This is a genomic window from Alishewanella sp. WH16-1 (assembly GCF_001441695.1).
GTDB classification, from domain to species: Bacteria; Pseudomonadota; Gammaproteobacteria; order Enterobacterales; family Alteromonadaceae; genus Alishewanella; species Alishewanella agri.
Genome location: NZ_LCWL01000106.1, coordinates 43,778 through 63,274, shown reverse-complemented (window position 1 = coordinate 63,274; position 19,497 = coordinate 43,778). Strand labels below are relative to the sequence as shown.

Genomic DNA, 19,497 nt, shown 5'->3' with positions numbered 1-19,497 from the left:
TTAACTGACCGGCATTACGCATTGTGCGGGCCTTTGTCTTTGGAGCTCAGAGTGTGGTTAGTACTTATAGGAAAAGCTTAACGAGTAACTCTGGCCTTCGGTACGCTGCTGTAGGATTTCACCTTGTTGCAGAATTTCGACCTGCTCATCCAGTAAGTTCTTTAAGCCCAGCTTCACCGTCATATTGTCCAGCGGACTGTAGCTGTAGGTAAAGTCCAGCGAGTGGAACGGCTGCTCAAAGGCATCGTCTTTCTGGTTTACCCCGGCAAAGGCAATGCGCTTGCCAAAGACGTTATAGGTCAGGGTCGCGTTGTGCTTGTCATCATCCGAGTCAAAGCCCAGCTGGAAGTTAACCACATATTTAGAGTGACCACTTAAGCGCCGCTCCAGGTTGGTCAGGTTAGCGCCCGGGAAGCGTTGGATCTGGATTTCTGAGTCGCTCAACGTCAGGTTACCGGCAACGAAGAAATTATTGGCAAGACTGCCAAAATCGCCGCTAAACATATCGAGCTGTTGTAAAAACTCCGCTTCGATACCATAGACTTTACCGCTTTCTGCGTTACGGAATGACATCAGCAAGTTACCGTCAGAGCCAGACAGTTCAATGGCTTCGATCGGATTATCCAGCTTCTTGTAGAAAGCACCGATACTGTAGTTGCTGTTATCGTAATACCACTCTAAGCGTGCATCGACGCTGTCGATATCAGTACTTTGCAAACCTGCAAAACCTGTGACCTTAAAGTCGGTCAGCGGGTCAACATACAGCACCGGTGTCACTTCCCGTAAGTCCGGGCGGATCACGGTCTGGCTGTAACCAAAGCGGGCTTGCAGCTCGTCATTGATAAACCAGGTTAGTGATAGTGCCGGGTAGAAGCCATCCTCCAGCAACGCCGACTCTGCCGGGTTGGCCGAGACTTCACCACGGGCATTTAACGGCAACGAGATTTGTTTAAAGTCCTCATAGCGTACACCCAGGTTTAAGCGCCACTGATAATCATAATTGATTTCCAGCGCGGCATAACCTGCATCCAGCATCTGTGCGGCCAGATAATCATCTGCCTGAGTGGTAACGTTTGAGACCTGGAAGCCATTAGCCGGGTTCAGAATATTGGCATCGGAGAAAATCTCTGAGAAGCTGCCGCTTAATTGCTGCAGGCTATAACCAACAGTATTGAAGTTAAACAAGTTAGTGCTGGCATCACGGCTGCGCTCAAAATAGGAATAGCCACCGCTCAGTACCATTTCGGCTTTGCCGAGGCTCAGTGGTAATTTGGCGTTCCAGCTACCGTTTTGCGTTTCGTCCTGCATATCGCCAAAGCTGTAGTTCACTGCATTTTGATTACGACGCAGGAAGCGGAACAAACTGTCATCAGCCTGCCGTTCGTTCAGATAACGGAACTCGACTTCAGAGGGCGCATAACGACGGGCTTTGGCATCGGTAAATTGCCAATCTACTGCTAAGTCAGACAAAAACGGGAAATTATGCCGGCCACGTAACTGATTGCTCAGCATAGTGCGCTCTTCGTAGCGGATGCTGGTGTCGGTATTAAAGCGGTTCGTTTCATTGATGGTTTCAATGGAGTCACCGGTTTTAATTTTGATTTCGTCCTTGGTATCCAGCAGATAGATGGTTGAACTTTCCAGCCGGTGGTCGACACCCAGCTCTAAACCGAAGTTCAGCATGCCAGACAGTTTGACCTGATGCTCAGTACCACGGATATCATCGTAACGATTTAACGGCACCAGATTGTCGCCGGAAACGGAGAAATAGCGTTCTTTCTCTTCAATGTTCTGAGTTGAACGGTCATAGCTAACACCGGTCATCATACCGAAGACGACGTTTTTGCTGAGTTCAAACCGCTCACCATAAGACAGACTGCCATCAAAATCCGGCTTAATACTGGTTTCGCGCAGATCGAGATCCCGGTTAAAGCTCAGGCCCAGCTCGCGCAAAATGGTGTTGGCCTGCGCCAGAGTACCCGCATTCAGACCGCCCAGGCTTTCAGCGATATTAATTTGTGAGATGGTGCCATATTGCTGCAGCGCATTTGCCAACACCGGGCTGATACCACGGGTGCCATCATCACGACCACGCCAGTCATCACTACCGCCGGCATAATCGACGCCTTTGTCACTGTTCAGGCTGTTATAGCCAGTGCCAACAGACAGGTTAAAGCTACGTTGTAACGGAATGGTCGCGGTACGGATATTCACATTACCACCGCCAAAGGCTGCCGGTAGCTCCGGAGAATAGGCTTTTTGTACCACTAAACTTTCAATAATACCGGCTGGAAACATATCCAGCGGAATCACGTTCCGGGTCGGATCCGGGCTCGGTACCATAGCACCGTTTAACAAGGTGCTGGAGTAGCGTTCACCTAAGCCGCGGACATAAATAAACTTGTCGTTCACCAGCGTTAAACCGGTAACCCGACGTAGCGCAGTGGCGGCATTACTGTCACCGGCGCGGGAGATTTGTTCCATGCCGAGTAATTCGGCGACATAAGGTTGCTCGCGGCGCTCAGCGGCAGCGGAGGCGGCTGAGCTTAGCAGGCGGCCCGACACGGCAATGCGCTCCAACTCTTCATCAGTAGGAGCCGGCGCGGTGTCCTGAGCGAGGGTAGAAAAAGAAACCAGGGCGGTGGCGGTCGCCAGGGCCAGCATTACGCTGCGGCCAACCCGGTTAATGGTAAAACTTGGCATGCTGCTCATCTGAACGTTGTCCTGTAAGCTTATTTTCTGCAACAACGCCGGTGTACTACCGGCTTAAGGTCAAAAAAAGGGGCTGCTGCAGCCTGGCTGCAGCAGCACTCTGACTTAACGCTCTAAGCCAACGGTCCAGCCGCGGGTCCAGTCCTGACCCTCTTTAACCGCGCCGATAAAATCGACATCTTCAAAGAAGCTATTCACGGTTGACAGCGCTTTTGGCTGGGTAGTGTCGATAGTGAACACGCCATTTAATACTGCACTCATACCCGCGGCGGTACTGTTACCTTCTTGCGCCAGGAACCACTGTTCTACGGTAGTATTGGCATCGATGATGCCGCGGAACGGCTCGCTACAAGCGATCACTGAGTGAGTCATTTGCAACTCACCACTGGCTGCCAGAGCGCGGGACTCGTTCGATTCAATCTCTAAGCATTCACCCATGCCGGTTGGGCCGGTGATAATAAAGTTGTGCAGCTTGGCGTTAGTTCCGGCACGCAGCAGAACACCCTCAGAATCATCGTCACCGTCAAAGGTGTTACCAATAATGGTCATATTGGCGATAATCGGGTTAGAGATTGGCAGGGCACCAAAGTTACCTGATTGGTTATCGGCTTCGATACCACGGTTGGCTTTCGCGCCGTCAGTAGCGTGTTGTACCAGCACAAACTGCATATTACCGCGCCAGCCATCAGCCCAGTCCAGAGAGTCATCACCGTTGGCGGTTAACACCACGTTTTTACAGCTGACCGCACCACCGAAGAACTCCACGCCGTCATCAACGTTTTGGTGTACCTGGATGTTTGCGCACTGAGTACCTGAACCGACACCAGCAAAGGTGATACCGTTCAGCTCGTTATCCGGAATAACTTCAAAGCCGGCATGTTTTACTACTACATAGTTCAGCACACCACTGTTATCTTCCCAGTTAGCACCGCCGTATGGACCAGCATCACCCTCGGCTTCTACCCGGCAGTTAGCCAGATCGTTCTGATCACACTTATTCGTTGGTGCATTACCCAGTAATACCAGACCACCCCACTGACCAGCAGCCGTCGGTGAGCCGATCACGTCCTGTACTGACGTCATCACGATTGGGTTAGCGGCGGTGCCGTTAGCATTAATTTTCGAACCGCGGGTAATCACCAGGAAATCAGCACCTGACTTACCATAAATCCGTACGCCCGGCTCAATATTCAGAGTGGCATTATTCTGGTTGTCCTGGCCGATACGTACCCGACCGCTTAACACATAGTCAGCACCGGCTTGCAGCGTAATACTGGTGGTAATATCACCCGTCAGCTGACAGTTAATACGGCCAGTCAGGCTGGCGACTTCAGTGGTGCCAGTCGGGCAGGCTGCCAGGTCGTTATCTGGATGCAGGCCAAAGGTCCAGCCAACCGTCCAGTCATTTTCGCCATCAAAGGCACCGATATAGTCAACGTCATCAAACCAAGGGTCAATAAAGTTAGACACATTGAGGCCATTGCCCAGCGCCGGTGAGTTCGGTGCCGGAATATAACCGCCTAATAAGGCATCGGCCACGATATTGCCTGGTTGTGCGCGGAACCATTGTTCTGCATTGAAGGTGCTGTTACCTGAACCATCAACGGTGTCTTTGAATGGCTCGGCACAATCGATAATTGAATGTTCAAAACGGATCTGACCACCGTTCGCATTGGCGACTGATTCATCTGAGTTAATCTCAAAACATTCACCCATACCCGCCGGGCCGGTAATAATGGTGTTGTAGATTTCACCGGCAGTACCAGCGCGCAGCAGGATACCTTCAGAATCATCGTCACCGTCAAAGTTATTACCAATAATGGTCATATTGGCAATGCGCGGGTTAGAAATTGGCTCAGCGGTAAAGTTACCAGATTGGTTATCTGCCTCGATACCGCGGTTAGCCTTGGTATCGTTAGGGTTATGGCGGATTAAGATATGTTGGGCTCTGCCGGTCCAACCATCAGCCCAATCCAGTGAATCATCGCGGTTACCTGTCAGCACCAGGTATTTGGCGTCAACGGTACCACCAAAAAACTCAACACCGTCATCCAGGTTATTATGCACCTGAATATATTCTACGCGGGTGCCTGAACCGACACCGGCAAAGGTAATGCCGTTTAATTCGTTGTCCGGGATAACTTCAAAGCCGGCATATTTCACCTGTACATAACGCAGCGCACCGCTGTTATCTTCCGGGTTATTACCGCCATAAGGGCCCGCTTCACCTTCGGCTTCTACCTGGCAACTGGCCAGGGCGGCAGGGTCACATTTATTGGTTGGGGCATTACCCAGAATAACGACGCCACCCCATTCGCCAAAGGAGTTTTCATCCGATAAGCCCAGCATGTCGTTGACAGAGGTAAAAACGATTGGCTCGCTACGGGTACCGATGGCCTGAATTTTTGAACCGCGGGCGATAACCAGATAATCGGCACCGCTTTTACCAAACACCTGCGTACCCGGCTCGATGGTCAGGGTAGCGCTATTGGCATTATCATTACCGACAGTCACCTTGCCGCTTAACGCCCAGGCAATGTCTTTGGTCAGGCGGGTATCTGCAGTGATAGTGCCTGTGACTTCACACACTGGCTTCGCTACACCAGCCAGGCTAGCGCCTTGGGTAGCAAAAGATGGACAAGCACTGACTGGTGGGGTAGTACCGCCGCCTGAGCCACCACCATTGTTACCACCACTATTACCGCCTGTATTGGTGTTTACCACCAGATCGCCGCCACAGCCGGCTAGCATTAAAGCCGAAGCCACAGCACTTAATTTCAGGAAGTTGCGTAACGCCATTACCATCTCTCCGTTGGATTTAAAGTTTATCGGGTCAGTGTTAACTCGGTGGCTGTAAACTAAAGCAGGGCTGTGACGTTTTTATTACAATTGGCTGCGCTGATATCAGTACCTGCCGCCAAGCCAGTAAAAATGGGCTTAGCGGAGCTGGCTGCAATAAAAAATTCATCCAGCTGTCATTTTTCAGTGGGTTGATGGGAATTCTGGCTGGCGTGATAACTGCTGTTATTTTTCATAAAAATGTCATAATTTAAGAAGATACTAGGTCGCAACCCGATTAGCTGGAACTCAGGTAGGATAAGATGTCGTCACGAAGAATATTGGTGGTAGAGGATGAAGCACCAATCCGCGATATGTTGTGCTTTGTATTAGAACAAAACGGTTATCAGGCTGCGACCGCTGCTGACTACAACAGCGCGTTGAACATGTTGGCTGAACCCTATCCGGATCTGGTGTTGCTGGACTGGATGCTACCCGGTGGTAGTGGTATTCAGATTGCCAAAAAAATGAAACAACACGAGATCACCCGCAATATTCCGATTATTATGATCACGGCACGTGGTGAAGAGGAAGACAAAGTGCGTGGTTTGGAAGTCGGTGCTGATGATTATGTGACTAAACCTTTTTCGCCAAAAGAGTTAATGGCACGCATCAAAGCGGTGATCCGCCGCGTTGCACCGACCAGCCTCGATGATGTGATTGAAGTACAGGGCTTAAAACTGGATCCGGTATCACATCGGGTGTCAGCGGAAGAGCAACCACTGGATATGGGTCCGACCGAGTTCCGGTTACTGCATTTCTTTATGACCCACCCGGAACGGGTTTACAGCCGGGAGCAGTTACTGGACCATGTCTGGGGCACCAATGTTTATGTCGAGGATCGGACTGTTGATGTACATATCCGCCGCTTACGTAAAGCCATTTCGCCGACCGGGCACGACCGTCTGGTCCAAACGGTGCGTGGCTCTGGCTACCGTTTTTCGGCGAAGTAACGGCTGATGCGCCTGCTGCTGTCGAAAAAACGGCTGGCCAGCAAGGCGCTGCTCTACTATGGGCTAACGGCCTTTGTCGGCTGGATGTTCGGCCAGGTGCTGCTATTTTTATTGCTGCTGAGCCTGGGGCATCTGCTGTGGCAATATAAACATATTTTTCTGCTCGATAAGTGGTTATGGCGCGATCGCAAGTTAACCCCACCCGCCGGTGATGGCAGCTGGCAGCAAATCTTCGATGGTATTTACTTTCAACAACGTCGTGAGCGCCGTAAACGCAAAGAGCTGCGCACTCTGGTGCGGCGCTTTCGCGACGGTGCCGAAGCGCTGCCGGAAGCGGTAGTGGTATTAAACGAAGACTGGAGCATTATCTGGTGTAACAAGCTGGCACAGTTGCTGGTCGGGTTGCGTTGGCCGAGTGACGAAGGTCAGCGTATCGATAACCTGATCCGCTCGCCGGAATTTCATCATTATCTGAAACAACAAAACTTTCAGCAGCCGTTGGAAGTGATGTCGCCCACATCATCCAGTGTGATGCTGGAATGTAAGATGATGCCTTATGGCAAAGCGCAATTTTTGTTGATAGTGCGCGATATCACTCAGCTTAAACAGTTAGAGCAAATCCGCAAAGACTTTGTCGCTAACGTCTCGCATGAGCTGCGCACGCCACTGACGGTATTGCAGGGCTATCTGGAAGTCATGGACGGTGAGCAGCAACCGCCGGCTGCCATCTGGCAAAAAGCGCACGGCGTGATGTTGGAGCAAACCCGGCGCATGGATAGCCTGGTGCAACAGTTACTAACCTTATCGCGAATTGAAGCCGCAGCGCGGGTGCAATTTGATCAGGAGGTGGATGTGCCGGCAATGTTGCAGCTGATTGCGACGGAAGCGGAAACCCTGAATCGGGATAAGCAGCACAAATTACACTTTTCGATCGACGCCACGCTGAAAGTCACCGGCGCGCCGGATGAGCTGCGTAGCGCTTTCTCGAATCTGGTGACGAATGCGATTAAATATACGCCGGCCGGTGGCGAAATCGAGGTCAGCTGGCAGCGCGATGGTCAGCGCGCCCTTTTTACTGTTACCGATAACGGTGAAGGGATCGCAGCGCATCATGTAAAACGCCTGACAGAACGTTTTTACCGGGTCGATCAGGCCAGGGCGCGCAATACCGGCGGCACCGGGCTGGGCTTGTCGATCGTCAAACACGTATTATCCCGGCATAATAGCCAATTATTGATTTTCTCTGAGCCGGGGAAAGGCAGTAGCTTCTCTTTTGCCTTACCACCAGAATTGGTGATAGGCGTGCAGACACCGAAGAAGCGTGCCAAGTTTAAAGTGAAATAATGCCGGGACCTGTTACTTAGAGCGTACCGAGCGCGGGCAAATCGCGATAGCTAGCAATAATTTGGTCGCGCCTAAAGCAATCCAGGCTGTGGTCATTGACCATACCACAGGCCTGCATATGGGCGTAAATAATGGTCGAGCCGACAAATTTAAAACCACGTCGCTGTAAGTCTTTACTAAAGGCGTCCGAGATGTCAGTGCGCGCCGGATAGTCACTGAGTTGCTGGCGCTGATTCAGCAGCGGCTGGCCATTGACGAACTGCCACTGATAACGGGCAAAGCTGCCAAACTCTTGTTGTACCTCTAAAAAGCGTGCTGCATTATTCACCGCAGCCCGAACTTTGAGTTGGTTACGGATAATGCCAGGGTTTTGCAGCAGGCGCTGGATTTTAGCCTCGTCGAACATTGCGACTTGCACCGGGTCAAACCCGGCGAACGCCTGCCGGTAATTCAGGCGCTTTTTTAACACCGTATACCAGCTTAAACCGGCTTGCGCCGCTTCCAGAGTCAGATATTCAAATAACTTGCGGTCATCAAATACCGGCACGCCCCATTCCTCGTCGTGGTAAGCGACATAGTCGGCTTTGCTTTGATCAAGCCAGGGACAGCGACACATCAGGATGCCAGCTCGGTAAAAACTGCACCATCGGGCAGATCCTGCAAAGTCGGGATCTCCAGTTTAAAAGCAATTTTCTTCAGAATTTTCTGCTCTTGCAGTAAGTCGGCGGCCAGCACGCTTTGCAGTTGCAACCATTCCGGAGCCAGTTGTAACTGCAGATATTGTACCTTTGCGGTTGCGGTCAGAGGCGGTAGAAAATCATCGCGGCGTTTTTGATTTAACAACACAGCCAAGCGTAACAGTACCAACAAGTTAATCACCTTCGGCAACTCATACAGGCTGAAATAGGGGATTTCATCAGCACGAATTTTACGGCGGTGAAAGCGCACCAGACAGGCCAGCAAACTTTGTTGCTCCTGATTGAAGCCCGGCAGGTTAGCGTTTTGCAGAATGTAAGCCGAGTGTTTTTGTACCCCGGATGAGTTAATATGCAGGCCGATTTCATACACGGTTGCGGCAAAACCGAGCAGCAAGGCATCTTCGTCATCCAGTTGCCAGCTATCGCGCACCAGCGCCAACAGCGCCAGCGCCGTTCCCTTAACCCGATTGGCTTGGGCCTGGTCGATATCATAGCGTTGTAGCAAGCTGTACATAGTTTGTTCGCGAATATCCAGATGTTGCATCCGATCACTCATCTCATACAGCACGCCTTCACGCAGTGCGGCGTCAACATAGACCAATTGTTCAATTTGCAGCATCTGAAAGGCGGCAATCAGAATACTCAGACCCGAGCAGAGCAGTAGCTTGCGGTCATCGGTGAGGCCGGTTAGTTCCAGCTCTGCACTGTTGTCAAAGTTAAGCAGGTAATCGCGTAATTGCAATAAATGACATAACTCAACCGGTCCGTTGGTCCAGCCAAAGTTGACCACAATATCACGCAGTGTTTTGATGGTGCCCGAGGTACCGACGACTTGCTGCCAACCCGTAGCCCGGAAGCTGCTGATAATCGGCTCCAGTTCCTGCTCGGCCTGAATAATGGCCTTGTTAAAGCGCCGGGCACTGATTTTCCCTGCCGGAAAATGGCTCTTCGCGTAGCTCACGCAGCCCATATTGCGACTGCTCAGCCGCAGTGGCTGGGCGCCGTCGCCGATGGCAAACTCGGTACTGCCACCACCGATATCGATGACCAGCCGCTTGCCACTAAAGTGCTCAAAATGGGCGACGCCCTGATAGATAAAACGTGCTTCTTCCTGACCGGAAATCACTTCAATCGGAAACGGAAATAAGGTTTTTGCCCGTCGTAAAAACGTGGCGGCATTTTTGGCGCGACGCAAGGTATAGGTGGCAATCACCCGCACTGACTGCGGCGCGAAAGGTTGCAGAGTATCGGCAAACTGCCGCAGCACATTCAACCCGCGCTCGATGGCTTCTTCACTTAGTACCAAGTCTTCGTTTAAGCCTTCGGCCAGTTGAACTTTCTGTTTTTCCCGATGCAGCAGTTGGATGTCGCCCTTGACGATCCGGGCGATCACCATGTGAAAGCTGTTTGAGCCCAAATCAACTGCGGCGATATAAGGGCTGGTGGTGCTGGCTGATTCAGTTATGCTCAAAATTCCGGTTCAGTCTGTTGCAGTAACAGCTGGCTTTGGGCAGCAAAGAAATCATAGATGCTTTGCTGCGAGCGGATATTCCGCTTATTGCCACGCTTTACATAAGGGTTACTCTGTTTAGCGTCAATCATACGGGCTTTGACGTTATCCCGCCACTGGATATCCAGAGTGGTTAAAATCGTTTGCTTAATTTTTGCATCCAGAATCGGCACGCCAACCTCAACCCGCTGGTCGATGTTACGCGTCATCCAGTCGGCCGAAGATAAGTATAAATCAGTGTCACCGCCATTGTGGAATACATACACCCGGGCATGTTCGAGAAAACGGTCCAGAATACTGATCACTTTAATATTCTGGCTCTTGCCGGGAAGGCCGGGTACCAGGGTACACATTCCACGAATAATCATCCGGATCTTGACACCGGCCTGACTGGCTTTGTACAGCAACTGCACAATTTCTTCGTCGACCAGATTATTCACTTTCAGGAAAATCTCTGCTTTACGGCCACTCACCGCGAAGTCGATTTCACGCTGAATTAACTGCAGCAATTTCGGCCGGCTCCAGGTAGGCGACACAATTAAATGATTAAACTGGAATGGCCGGTATGAGTATTGAATAAACTCAAAAACCTGCTCAATTTCAGCGGTGATTTCCGGATGGCAGGTAAATAAGCTCATGTCGGTGTAGATACGCGCTGTTTTTTCGTTAAAGTTACCACTGCCGATATGGCCATAGCGTACCGGCTTACCTTTCTCAAGCCGGGTAATTAGACAAATCTTCGAGTGAATCTTTAGCGTGGTCTGGCCAAAAATGACTTCAATACCGGCATCGGTCATTTTTCTGGCCCAATTGATGTTGTTTTCTTCATCAAAACGCGCTTTTAATTCGACTACCACGGTAACTTTCTTACCATTACGCACCGCATCCAGCAGCGAATGAATAACCCGCGAATGTTTCGCTACCCGGTACATGGTGATTTTGATATGGGTGACCTTAGGGTCGAATGACGCCTGCCGTACCCACTCGGTAAAGTAGCCAAAGCTGTGATAAGGGTAGTACAACATAATATCGGCATTACGAATGGCGTCAAAAGTAGTGGGATGCGCTTCAAAATCTGCACTGGGCAACGGCGGCAGCGGCGCAAACTCCATACTCTGGTGGCCCAGGTTGGGAAAACCGATAAAGTCTTTGAAGTTACGGTAGCGGCTACCGGCAATTAACGCATCCATCGAGCCGGTGCCAAGCTGTTTAGTCAGCACTTTTAACATTTGCTCCGGCATAGCAGCATCATAGACCAAGCGCGTCGGTTCTGATTTCAGCCGCTGGCGGATCCCTTTGGACATTTTATCAATCAAGCTCTGATCCAGCGTATCGCTGATATTGTACTCAGCGTCACGGGTCAGCTTGAGCGAGAAGGCACAGATTTGGTCAAACTCAAAAAAGCCCTGAAATAAATCGCCAATACAGTGATTAATAATATCGTCCAGTAACAAAATCTGCCGGCGGTAATGACCGTTCTTCTTCCGGGTATTCAGATTTAGCGGCAGCTCAATAAAACGCGATACTTCATCTGTGGGTACCTGCACTATGGCATATTCCGGTTTATTACTGCCGGTCATTTCCACCATCAGATAGGTCGTATTATCTTCAAGGATCTTACTGAGCGAGGCATCAGTGCTGGACAGAATGATCGGTGAGATATGCTTTTTAACTTCATTTTTAAAAAAGCTTTTTACCCAGCCGGATTGCAACTCGGTCAGTTTACTGTCGTCAATTAACTCAATATTGTGTTTACGCAGCTCCAACTGAATATCCAGGTAGATTTTGTTGAACTGCTTACCCAGCTGCAATACCTGGTTTTGAATTTCAATCAGCAGCAGCTCAGCATCTTCGTGTTCATAGGTTTGATATTTTTTCAGCAGAATACGGCGTTTCACATCGGCAACCCGCACCCGGAAAAACTCATCCAGGTTGTTAGAATAAATACCGAGAAATCTCAGCCGCTCAATGGGTGGGTTGCGGGTATCGGCGGCTTCCTGTAACACCCGGCCGTTAAAGGCCAACCAACTGAGTTCTCTCGGAAATAATGGATACTCAGAGGACGGGGCCGGGGTGTGCTGCTGTTCCATGAATTTGCTCCTGCTTACTGCTTGCAAAGCACTCTATGTCAGTTTTGTGACAAAGCGATGACAGTGCCGTGCGAGGGCACTGTGGGTCCTGGTTATTCTAGATCGACAACAATATCGGTGGCGATAGCCTCGAGTGCGGCAGTGACATCATCCCGCTTTAATCCCGCTGGCAATTGCACGGTCGCTTCGGCATGAAATAACGGCGAGCCCCAGTTCGGCGCGCTTTGTTTGCTGCTTTCAAAGGCAATAATATTGGCACCTTTGTGGCTTAATACCGTTGAGAGTTCGCGTACTATGCCGGGACGGTCGTTGCCGGTAATGACAAAGCGTAATTGCTGTTGCTTATCCAGCTGGCTATCTTCGCCTTGCTGCACCCGGATATCCAAATCTTTCACCTGGCCAAGCGCCTGGGTCAGATCAGCCAGGTCCGGCTCAGCAACTTCAATTTGCACTATACCGGCAAAATAGCCAGCTAAGTGACTTAAGTTACTGGCCATCCAGTTACCACGATGCTCATTGATTACCCGGGATAATTGCTCAACGAGGCCAGCTTTATCTTTACCGATAATGGTTAACACCAACTGCTTCATGCGAACTCCTGTATTAGGGAAGATATAATGCTTTTGGGTATCGTTTTTTCTCTGCATAGAGTTTAGCGGCAACTTGATGTTTTTACAGTTATCTGTGAATTTTTATTTACTCTGCTAGGCGTCAGCGCAGTCGCTGCGCTAAGATGGCGTTTTTGACAAGATGCTTAGGCTTTGATGTTAGTTGCAACCGCAAAATTGCGCCTGATGATAATTAGCTTAGTGCTGGCGGCGTTAAGCCCGGCACTCAGGGCAGTCTCGCCTGAACAAAGCGCAACGCTTGCTGTGGCCGAGCCCACGCCGCTCAGCGGCACCTTGTCCAGCACCGGCTCTGACACCCTACATAATATGATGATGATCTGGCGGCGGCAGTTTGTGGCGTTACATCCGCAATTAAATTTACAAATCCAAAGCAGTGGCTCGGCGACAGCGCCGGTAGCACTATTAGAGGGCACTGCCAGCTTGGGGCCAATGAGCCGGCCGATGCTGGCCGTCGAGCAAGAACGGTTCCGGCGTCGCTTTGGCTACGATGCTATAGCCGTGCCTGTCGCGCTGGATATGCTGGCGCTCTATGTGCATCAGGACAATCCGCTGCGCAGTATCAGCATGGCGCAGCTGGAAAGTATTTATGCTCAAAATCGCTTATGTCATCGCCAGGCCGCGATTGAGCGCTGGGGTGAACTCGGCCTCGCTGGCACCTGGCAATCCCGTCCAGTCGCCGCTTATGGCCGCAATCCAGCCTCCGGAACCTATGGTTTCTTCCGCCAGCAGGTGCTGTGTGAAGGTGATTATCAACAACGGGTGCAGCAATTACCCGGCGCGGCGGCGGTGGTGCGGGCGGTGAGTCAAAGTGTCAATGCCATTGGCTATTCTGGGCTAGGCCAGCAAATTGCCGGTGTGAAAATACTGGCGCTGCAGGCTGACGCCAACAGCCCGGCGCTAATGCCGACGCCGGAACACGCCATCAGTGGTCGTTATCCACTGGCCAGGGTACTCTATATTTATCTGAATAAAGCGCCGGCGCGCGCCTTGCCTGCCGCTGAACAGGCATTTTTGCGTTTTGTGTTATCGGCCGAGGGACAAGCCTTACTCAGTAATGATGGTTTAGTACCAGTGCCAGCGGCACTGCGAGCGCAGGCGATTCAGGAGTTGGGATTATGACACAAGGCACCCCGCCGCTGAGTCGCTTACCCGCCGGTAAACAACGGCAGCGTCGAACGAATCAGCGCCGCTGGTTGAACCGACTCTGGTCCTGGTTGATTACGCTGGCAGGTGGCAGTGTGATTCTGGCCTTGTTTGGGATCTTCGTTTATCTGCTGACAGAGGTCACGCCGCTGTTTAAACCGGTTTCTACTCAGCCGATAGTGGTAGAACACTCCCCCCCCGCTTTTGACATAACGCCAGCTCCGGCTCCCGCAGCAGCGGCGACTGCTGCCGGTTTTGAGGTGGCCTTTAGCTTAGTCGAGCCATTGCAAGGTTATCTGTTGTTGGCTGCCAGTAATGGCGAGGCTTGTTTATGGTGGCAACGACAACCTGAAGCGGGCTGTTTGCAGCGTTTATCGTTAACGGATCGCACTGTGAATTTAACGGCGCTGCGTTGGTTGGCAGGCAAGCAAAGTATTGTTTCCGGTGACAGTAGTGGCCAGCTGAAACAATGGTTTTTCTTGCCTGATGAGCACGGGCAGCTCCGTATCAGTTGGATTAAGCCTTTTGCCAGACGCAATGCGGCCATTGTCGATATTGCACCTGAACAGGGCCGCAGTGGTTTTGCTGTGCTGGATGCCGCGGGGGGCGTGAGCCTGTTTTACGCCAATCTGACTAAACCTTTGTGGCAGGGGCAGGCTGCGGAGTATCAAGCGGCGACAAGGTTACAGTTTAGCCAGCGTAACGAACAGTTATGGTTGCTGGGGCCAGGCGAACCAACGGCATTACAACTGGACAACCGTCATCCGGAAATCTCCTGGCGCACCCTGTTCCAGAAGGTCTGGTACGAAGGTTGGCAGCAGCCGGAGTATGTCTGGCAAAGTAGTGGCGGCGCCGAGTTAAGACAGGGTAAGTACTCACTGGTGCCTTTGACTATTGGCACCTTGAAAGCCGCATTTTATGCCATGCTGGTTGCGGTTCCGCTGGGCATACTGGCGGCACTTTATACCGCCTGTTTCCTCAGTGAGCCGTTACGTAGCAGGCTCAGTCAGCTGATTGAGCTGTTGGCCTTGTTTCCAACGGTAATTATCGGTTTTCTGGCCGCGATCTGGCTGGCGCCGGCGTTGGAGCAACATTTGCTGGCATTGCTGCTGTTTTTATTGCTGCTGCCCTTGCTGGTGCTGGCTTTGGCGCGGCTGTGGCCGCGGCTGCCGAAGCGCTGGCAACAGATCCCTGGCAGCGGCTGGGATTTAATGCTGCTGGCCGCCTTGCTGTTTGTTACAGCTTATCTGGCGTTACTGGGCGGTGACACCCTGCAACAACAGTTTTTTAGCGGCAGTTTTCGGTTTTGGTTAAACGAGCAGGGCGTCAGTTATCAGCAGCGTAATGCCTTGGTCGTTGGTCTGGCAATGGGCTTTGCGGTGTTACCAATCATTTTTAGTATTTGCTACGATGTGATGTCACAGGTACCGCGGCAGTTAACGCTGGGGGCATCAGCACTGGGCGCGACGCATTGGCAAATCGTGCGGCGGGTGATTTGGCCTCTGTCGTTGCCAGGCGTCCTGGCTGCGGTCATGTTGGGGCTGGGCCGGGCGCTGGGCGAAACGATGATTATTTTAATGGCAACCGGTAATGCGCCAATCAGCAACTTTAACCTGTTTGAGGGGCTACGCAGTTTAACTGCCACTCTGACCATTGAGTTACCGGAAGCTGCAGTTGACAGTAGCCATTACCGGATGTTGTTTTTAGTCGCTATTCTGCTATTTATTTTCACCTTTATGGCTAACACCCTGGCTGATCTGGTACGCCAGCGGCTAAAACGCAATTTCCAGAGGCTGGACACATGACGCCGGATTACCATCAGCGCAATTACTGGTTCTGGCTGGCCGCCCTGGCCAGTGCTTTTGTTTTGATGCTGCTGCTAGCGCTGTCTTATCTGATGTTAAGCCGTGGTCTGGGGTTGTTCTGGCCGGCTGATATTGTGCAATTTCGGGTTAGTCAGAACGCAGAATCACCACATGAGGCTTCTTTGGTGCTGGGTGAAGTGGTTAGTCAACAGCAGTTGACGGCTCCACAGTTGGCCGCGGCGGGGTTAACTTTTTCTGCACCTGCAACGCGTATATTAGTCAAGCAAGGATATCAACCGTCAGGCGCACCGGCTTTTCGCTGGTACTGGCAACAGCAGCTTAGTGACGTGCAGCGACCACCAGAGGTCTTGCTGGTCAGGCATCGGCAGTTCGGTGAGCTGTATGGCTGGCCGCAAGCGATGTCAGAGGGCCAGTTACTATTGCAACTGGCAAATGGCCAGCAACTGCGGCTGCAGCAAGCAGATATTATGCTGCAGTTGGCACCCAATAGCTTAAGTTGGTTGCAAAAGATGCGCTGGTTTGCCGGGCAATGGTGGTCTTTTCTCAGTACTGAACCGCGTGAAGCGAACAGTGCCGGTGGCATACTGCCGGCTATTACCGGTACGCTGTTGTCGGTGTTACTTATGGCGGTAGTCGTAGCACCGATCGGTATTATGGCGGGGATTTATCTGCACGAATATGCACGGGATGGCCGTTTGGTGCGTCTGGTGAGACTCAGCGTACATAATCTGGCTGGCGTGCCGTCTGTGGTATTTGGCGTCTTTGGCCTGGGCTTTTTTGTCTATGTGTTGGGTGGCAGTATTGACCAGCTGTTTTACCCGGAGCGATTACCGCAACCCACCTTTGGCACCCCCGGCCTGATCTGGGTATCGCTGACGCTGGCGCTACTGACTCTGCCGGTGGTAATAGTCGCAACCGAGGAGGGATTGGCGCGGATCCCATCCAGTTTACGCTTAGGGGGTTATGCGCTGGGCGCGACCAAAGCCGAAGTGTTGCGTAAGCTGATCCTACCGGCTGCCCGCCCGGCGATGTTAACCGGTATTATCCTGGCGGTATCTCGCGCCGCTGGCGAGGTAGCGCCGTTGATTTTTGTTGGCGTAGTAAAATATGCGCCGGTATTGCCGCTTAGTAGTAGCGCACCTTATATCCAACTGGATCAGCAAATTATGAGTCTGGGCTTTCAAATCTATGATGTCGGTTTACAGAGCTCGAATGCGGATGCCGCTGAACCCAGAGTATTTGCGATTGCTCTGGTGCTGCTCGTGTTGATTGGTGCATTAAATTTACTGGCGATGCGGTTACGGCGTTACTATCGGCGTCGGGTGGTCTAGGGCGAGTAAACGTCAACACGCCCTATTAGTCATAAAATTGTCATATTAGCCGGTTACACTGGCCGGCAGAGGATTAAGGTTTGAAAATATCAGTTCGGGATTTGTCAGTGAGTTTGGCAGGGAAAAAGGTGCTGGATAATATCAGCCTGAACATCCCTGCTAACCAGGTCACCGCCCTGATCGGCCCTTCCGGTTGCGGTAAATCCAGTTTATTGCGGAGTTTTAACCGCATGAATGAGTTGCTGGATGACGCTGTAACCGAGGGTGACGTCTTGCTTGATGAGCTGAACATCTATGGTCCGGGTGTTGACCTGGCTGAGCTTAGGCGCCGGGTCGGTATTGTGTTTCAAAAGCCTAACCCTTTTCCATTGTCAGTCTATGAGAACGTGGCGTTCGGCTTACGCTTACAAGGTGTGAATAGTTCGCGACAGCTCGATGAGCTGGTAGAGGAGGCGTTGGTCAAGGCAGCGCTGTGGCAGGAGGTCAAAGAGCGGCTGTTCGATAATGCTCTGACCTTATCCGGTGGCCAACAGCAGCGTCTGGTTATTGCCCGGGCGATTGCAATTGAACCCGAGGTCTTGCTGTTGGATGAACCCGCCTCGGCTTTGGATCCAATCTCGACTCTGAAAATTGAAGAGCTGATTTATGAATTAAAGCAGCACTACACTATAGTTATTGTAACGCATAATATGCAGCAGGCAGCTCGGGTATCCGACTTCACTGCGTTTATGAACTTGGGGCGGCTGGTTGAGTTTAATACCACCAACCGGATTTTTACTGATCCCAGCGAGCCACAAACAGAAGATTATATTACCGGGCGCTTTGGTTAAGGCTGTCTGGACGTCGTCAACAGACCACAGTGGGGTGTACCAACATGGATAAACTGAATTTATCGAAGCACATTTCCAGCCAGTTTAATGAAGAGTTGGAGCAAATCCGCAACCATGTGATGTCGATGGGCGGCCTGATTGAGCGTCAGTTGTATGATGCGCTGACTGCTATCGCCAATAACGACAGTGAGCTGGCGCAGCAGGTGATTGAAAACGATTTGAAAGTTAACGAGTGGGAACTGCAAATCGACAAAGAGTGTACCCGGATGATTGCGAAGCGGCAGCCAGCGGCCAGCGATTTACGCTTAATTATGGCGATTTTAAAAAGTATCGCGGATCTGGAACGGATCGGTGATGAAACCCGCCGTATTGCTAAGGTGGCGCTGGAATCCTTTAACAGCGATCAGCAAGATCTGTTAGTTAATCTGGATAATCTGGGACGCCATGTGGCGCAAATGCTGCACGACGTGCTGGACGCCTTTGCCCGGATGGATGTTGAAGCAGCCTTAACGGTACACAAAGAAGATAAAAAAGTGGATCGGGAGTATGAAGCCATTACCCGCCAGCTGATGACCTATATGATTGAAGATCCGCGTTCTATTCCAAAGGTGATGAATGTGCTGTGGTCTGCCCGCTCGCTGGAGCGGATTGGTGATCGTTGTAAAAACCTGTCCGAGTACATTATTTTCTTTGTTAAAGGTAAGGTAGTACGGCATAGCAGCCAGGAGCAGCTGGAGCAGGAAGTACGTAGTTAATTCGACGCCGCAGCTCGCTTTTTGACAGCGCCTTAGCCAGAATAATGGCTAAGGCGTTTTTGTTACTGGTCCGATATTTCATTTTTATTGCATTCTGATTGCGGTTACAATGCGCGCCGACTAGAGTCATTCAACACAAAGAGGCCTTTTATGCCCGCTAATACTTTTTTATCTGTGTTTGCCAAATCGCCGATTAAGCCGATTGAAGAGCACATCCGCAAGGTGTACGAAGCCAGTACCTTGTTACTGCCTTTTTTTGCTGCGGTATATCAAAAAGATTGGATTCAGGCTGCCGATGTTCGGAAAAAAATTGTCGCGCTGGAAAAAGAAGCCGACAAATTAAAACGCGAGATCCGGGTTAATTTACCCCGTGGCTTATTTTTACCGGTCGACCGTACCGATATTCTGGAGCTGGTGTCGCAGCAAGATAAGATTGCCAATAAAACCAAAGATATTTCTGGTCGGGTGCTGGGGCGGGAGTTAGAAATTCCGCTGCCGTTACAGGATGATTTTACCGCCTATATCAAACGTTGTTTAGATGCGACAGAGATGGCGTCACAAGTCATCAATGAGCTGGACGAATTGCTGGAAACCGGTTTCCGAGGTCGAGAAGTGGATCTGGTGATTAAGATGGTAGAGCAATTGGATGCCATCGAACATGATACTGATGAAATGCAAATTAAACTGCGCAAGGCCGTGCGGTTAGCCGAGAAGGATTTAAACCCGGTCGATGTGATCTTCTTATATCGCACACTGGAATGGTTAGGCGATCTGGCTGACGTAGCACTGCGCGTTGGTTCTCGTCTGGAAATTATGCTCGCCCGCTAACCACACAGGT

Annotated in this window: 14 protein-coding genes; 8 read left to right on the top strand and 6 right to left on the bottom strand. The window is 51.2% G+C overall.

Going from position 1 to position 19,497, the window contains the following annotated elements; all coding sequences use genetic code 11:
- Positions 1–57: 57 nt before the first annotated feature.
- Complete coding sequence (locus tag AAY72_RS11195; protein WP_008984518.1) at positions 58–2,712, bottom strand: TonB-dependent receptor domain-containing protein; 2,655 nt, start codon at positions 2,710–2,712, stop codon at positions 58–60.
- Between the two features lie 105 nt (positions 2,713–2,817).
- Positions 2,818–5,511, bottom strand: a complete 2,694-nt coding sequence (locus AAY72_RS16945) for a hypothetical protein (protein ID WP_057787539.1) — start codon at positions 5,509–5,511, stop codon at positions 2,818–2,820.
- A 302-nt stretch (positions 5,512–5,813) separates the two neighbouring features.
- Between AAY72_RS16945 and phoB the strand changes: the two genes are divergently transcribed.
- Positions 5,814–6,503: a phosphate regulon transcriptional regulator PhoB gene (phoB, locus tag AAY72_RS11185; protein WP_008984516.1), complete on the top strand. Its 690-nt coding sequence runs from the start codon at positions 5,814–5,816 to the stop codon at positions 6,501–6,503.
- 6 nt (positions 6,504–6,509) lie between these two features.
- Positions 6,510–7,847: a phosphate regulon sensor histidine kinase PhoR gene (gene phoR / locus AAY72_RS11180; RefSeq protein ID WP_057787537.1), complete on the top strand. Its 1,338-nt coding sequence runs from the start codon at positions 6,510–6,512 to the stop codon at positions 7,845–7,847.
- 16 nt (positions 7,848–7,863) lie between these two features.
- On the opposite strand, the gene AAY72_RS11175 is transcribed toward phoR, so the two are convergent.
- The 4 genes from AAY72_RS11175 to AAY72_RS11160 all read right to left on the bottom strand — a co-directional run bounded on the left by AAY72_RS11175 (position 7,864) and on the right by AAY72_RS11160 (position 12,735).
- Positions 7,864–8,463, bottom strand: a complete 600-nt coding sequence (locus tag AAY72_RS11175; RefSeq protein ID WP_057787535.1) for a DNA-3-methyladenine glycosylase I — start codon at positions 8,461–8,463, stop codon at positions 7,864–7,866.
- Entirely contained in the window at positions 8,463–10,016 is a 1,554-nt protein-coding gene (locus tag AAY72_RS11170) for a phosphatase GppA (protein WP_008984513.1), read from the bottom strand. The genes AAY72_RS11175 and AAY72_RS11170 overlap by 1 nt, the downstream gene beginning before the upstream one ends.
- A complete protein-coding gene (ppk1, locus tag AAY72_RS11165) occupies positions 10,013–12,145 on the bottom strand; it encodes a polyphosphate kinase 1 (protein ID WP_008984512.1) in 2,133 nt (710 codons plus the stop codon). The genes AAY72_RS11170 and ppk1 overlap by 4 nt, the downstream gene beginning before the upstream one ends.
- 92 nt (positions 12,146–12,237) lie before the next feature.
- A complete protein-coding gene (locus AAY72_RS11160; RefSeq protein WP_008984511.1) occupies positions 12,238–12,735 on the bottom strand; it encodes a glycine cleavage system protein R in 498 nt (165 codons plus the stop codon).
- 204 nt (positions 12,736–12,939) lie between these two features.
- On the opposite strand from AAY72_RS11160, the gene AAY72_RS11155 reads away from it, so the two are divergent.
- The 6 genes from AAY72_RS11155 to AAY72_RS11130 all read left to right on the top strand — a co-directional run bounded on the left by AAY72_RS11155 (position 12,940) and on the right by AAY72_RS11130 (position 19,487).
- On the top strand, positions 12,940–13,893 hold the full coding sequence (locus tag AAY72_RS11155) for a PstS family phosphate ABC transporter substrate-binding protein (protein ID WP_156411317.1): 954 nt from the start codon (positions 12,940–12,942) through the stop codon (positions 13,891–13,893).
- Positions 13,890–15,722 (top strand): ABC transporter permease subunit, encoded by a 1,833-nt coding sequence (locus tag AAY72_RS11150; RefSeq protein ID WP_057787532.1) that lies wholly within the window; start codon positions 13,890–13,892, stop codon positions 15,720–15,722. The genes AAY72_RS11155 and AAY72_RS11150 overlap by 4 nt, the downstream gene beginning before the upstream one ends.
- Entirely contained in the window at positions 15,719–17,074 is a 1,356-nt protein-coding gene (gene pstA / locus AAY72_RS11145; RefSeq protein ID WP_057787530.1) for a phosphate ABC transporter permease PstA, read from the top strand. The genes AAY72_RS11150 and pstA overlap by 4 nt, the downstream gene beginning before the upstream one ends.
- 86 nt (positions 17,075–17,160) lie before the next feature.
- Positions 17,161–17,904, top strand: a complete 744-nt coding sequence (gene pstB / locus AAY72_RS11140; RefSeq protein WP_369815358.1) for a phosphate ABC transporter ATP-binding protein PstB — start codon at positions 17,161–17,163, stop codon at positions 17,902–17,904.
- Between the two features lie 44 nt (positions 17,905–17,948).
- Entirely contained in the window at positions 17,949–18,659 is a 711-nt protein-coding gene (phoU, locus tag AAY72_RS11135) for a phosphate signaling complex protein PhoU (RefSeq protein ID WP_008984506.1), read from the top strand.
- A 150-nt stretch (positions 18,660–18,809) separates the two neighbouring features.
- Positions 18,810–19,487 (top strand): TIGR00153 family protein, encoded by a 678-nt coding sequence (locus AAY72_RS11130; protein WP_008984505.1) that lies wholly within the window; start codon positions 18,810–18,812, stop codon positions 19,485–19,487.
- The last annotated feature ends 10 nt before the right edge of the window (positions 19,488–19,497 follow it).

Bases quoted from the DNA above. Each gene is read 5' to 3' on its own strand.
- AAY72_RS11195 (WP_008984518.1), bottom strand. From the start codon at position 2,712: ATGAGCAGCATGCCAAGTTTTACCATTAACCGGGTTGGCCGCAGCGTA.
- AAY72_RS16945 (WP_057787539.1), bottom strand. From the start codon at position 5,511: ATGGCGTTACGCAACTTCCTGAAATTAAGTGCTGTGGCTTCGGCTTTA.
- phoB (WP_008984516.1), top strand. From the start codon at position 5,814: ATGTCGTCACGAAGAATATTGGTGGTAGAGGATGAAGCACCAATCCGC.
- phoR (WP_057787537.1), top strand. From the start codon at position 6,510: ATGCGCCTGCTGCTGTCGAAAAAACGGCTGGCCAGCAAGGCGCTGCTC.
- AAY72_RS11175 (WP_057787535.1), bottom strand. From the start codon at position 8,463: ATGTGTCGCTGTCCCTGGCTTGATCAAAGCAAAGCCGACTATGTCGCT.
- ppk1 (WP_008984512.1), bottom strand. From the start codon at position 12,145: ATGGAACAGCAGCACACCCCGGCCCCGTCCTCTGAGTATCCATTATTT.
- AAY72_RS11160 (WP_008984511.1), bottom strand. From the start codon at position 12,735: ATGAAGCAGTTGGTGTTAACCATTATCGGTAAAGATAAAGCTGGCCTC.
- AAY72_RS11155 (WP_156411317.1), top strand. From the start codon at position 12,940: ATGATAATTAGCTTAGTGCTGGCGGCGTTAAGCCCGGCACTCAGGGCA.
- AAY72_RS11150 (WP_057787532.1), top strand. From the start codon at position 13,890: ATGACACAAGGCACCCCGCCGCTGAGTCGCTTACCCGCCGGTAAACAA.
- pstA (WP_057787530.1), top strand. From the start codon at position 15,719: ATGACGCCGGATTACCATCAGCGCAATTACTGGTTCTGGCTGGCCGCC.
- phoU (WP_008984506.1), top strand. From the start codon at position 17,949: ATGGATAAACTGAATTTATCGAAGCACATTTCCAGCCAGTTTAATGAA.
- AAY72_RS11130 (WP_008984505.1), top strand. From the start codon at position 18,810: ATGCCCGCTAATACTTTTTTATCTGTGTTTGCCAAATCGCCGATTAAG.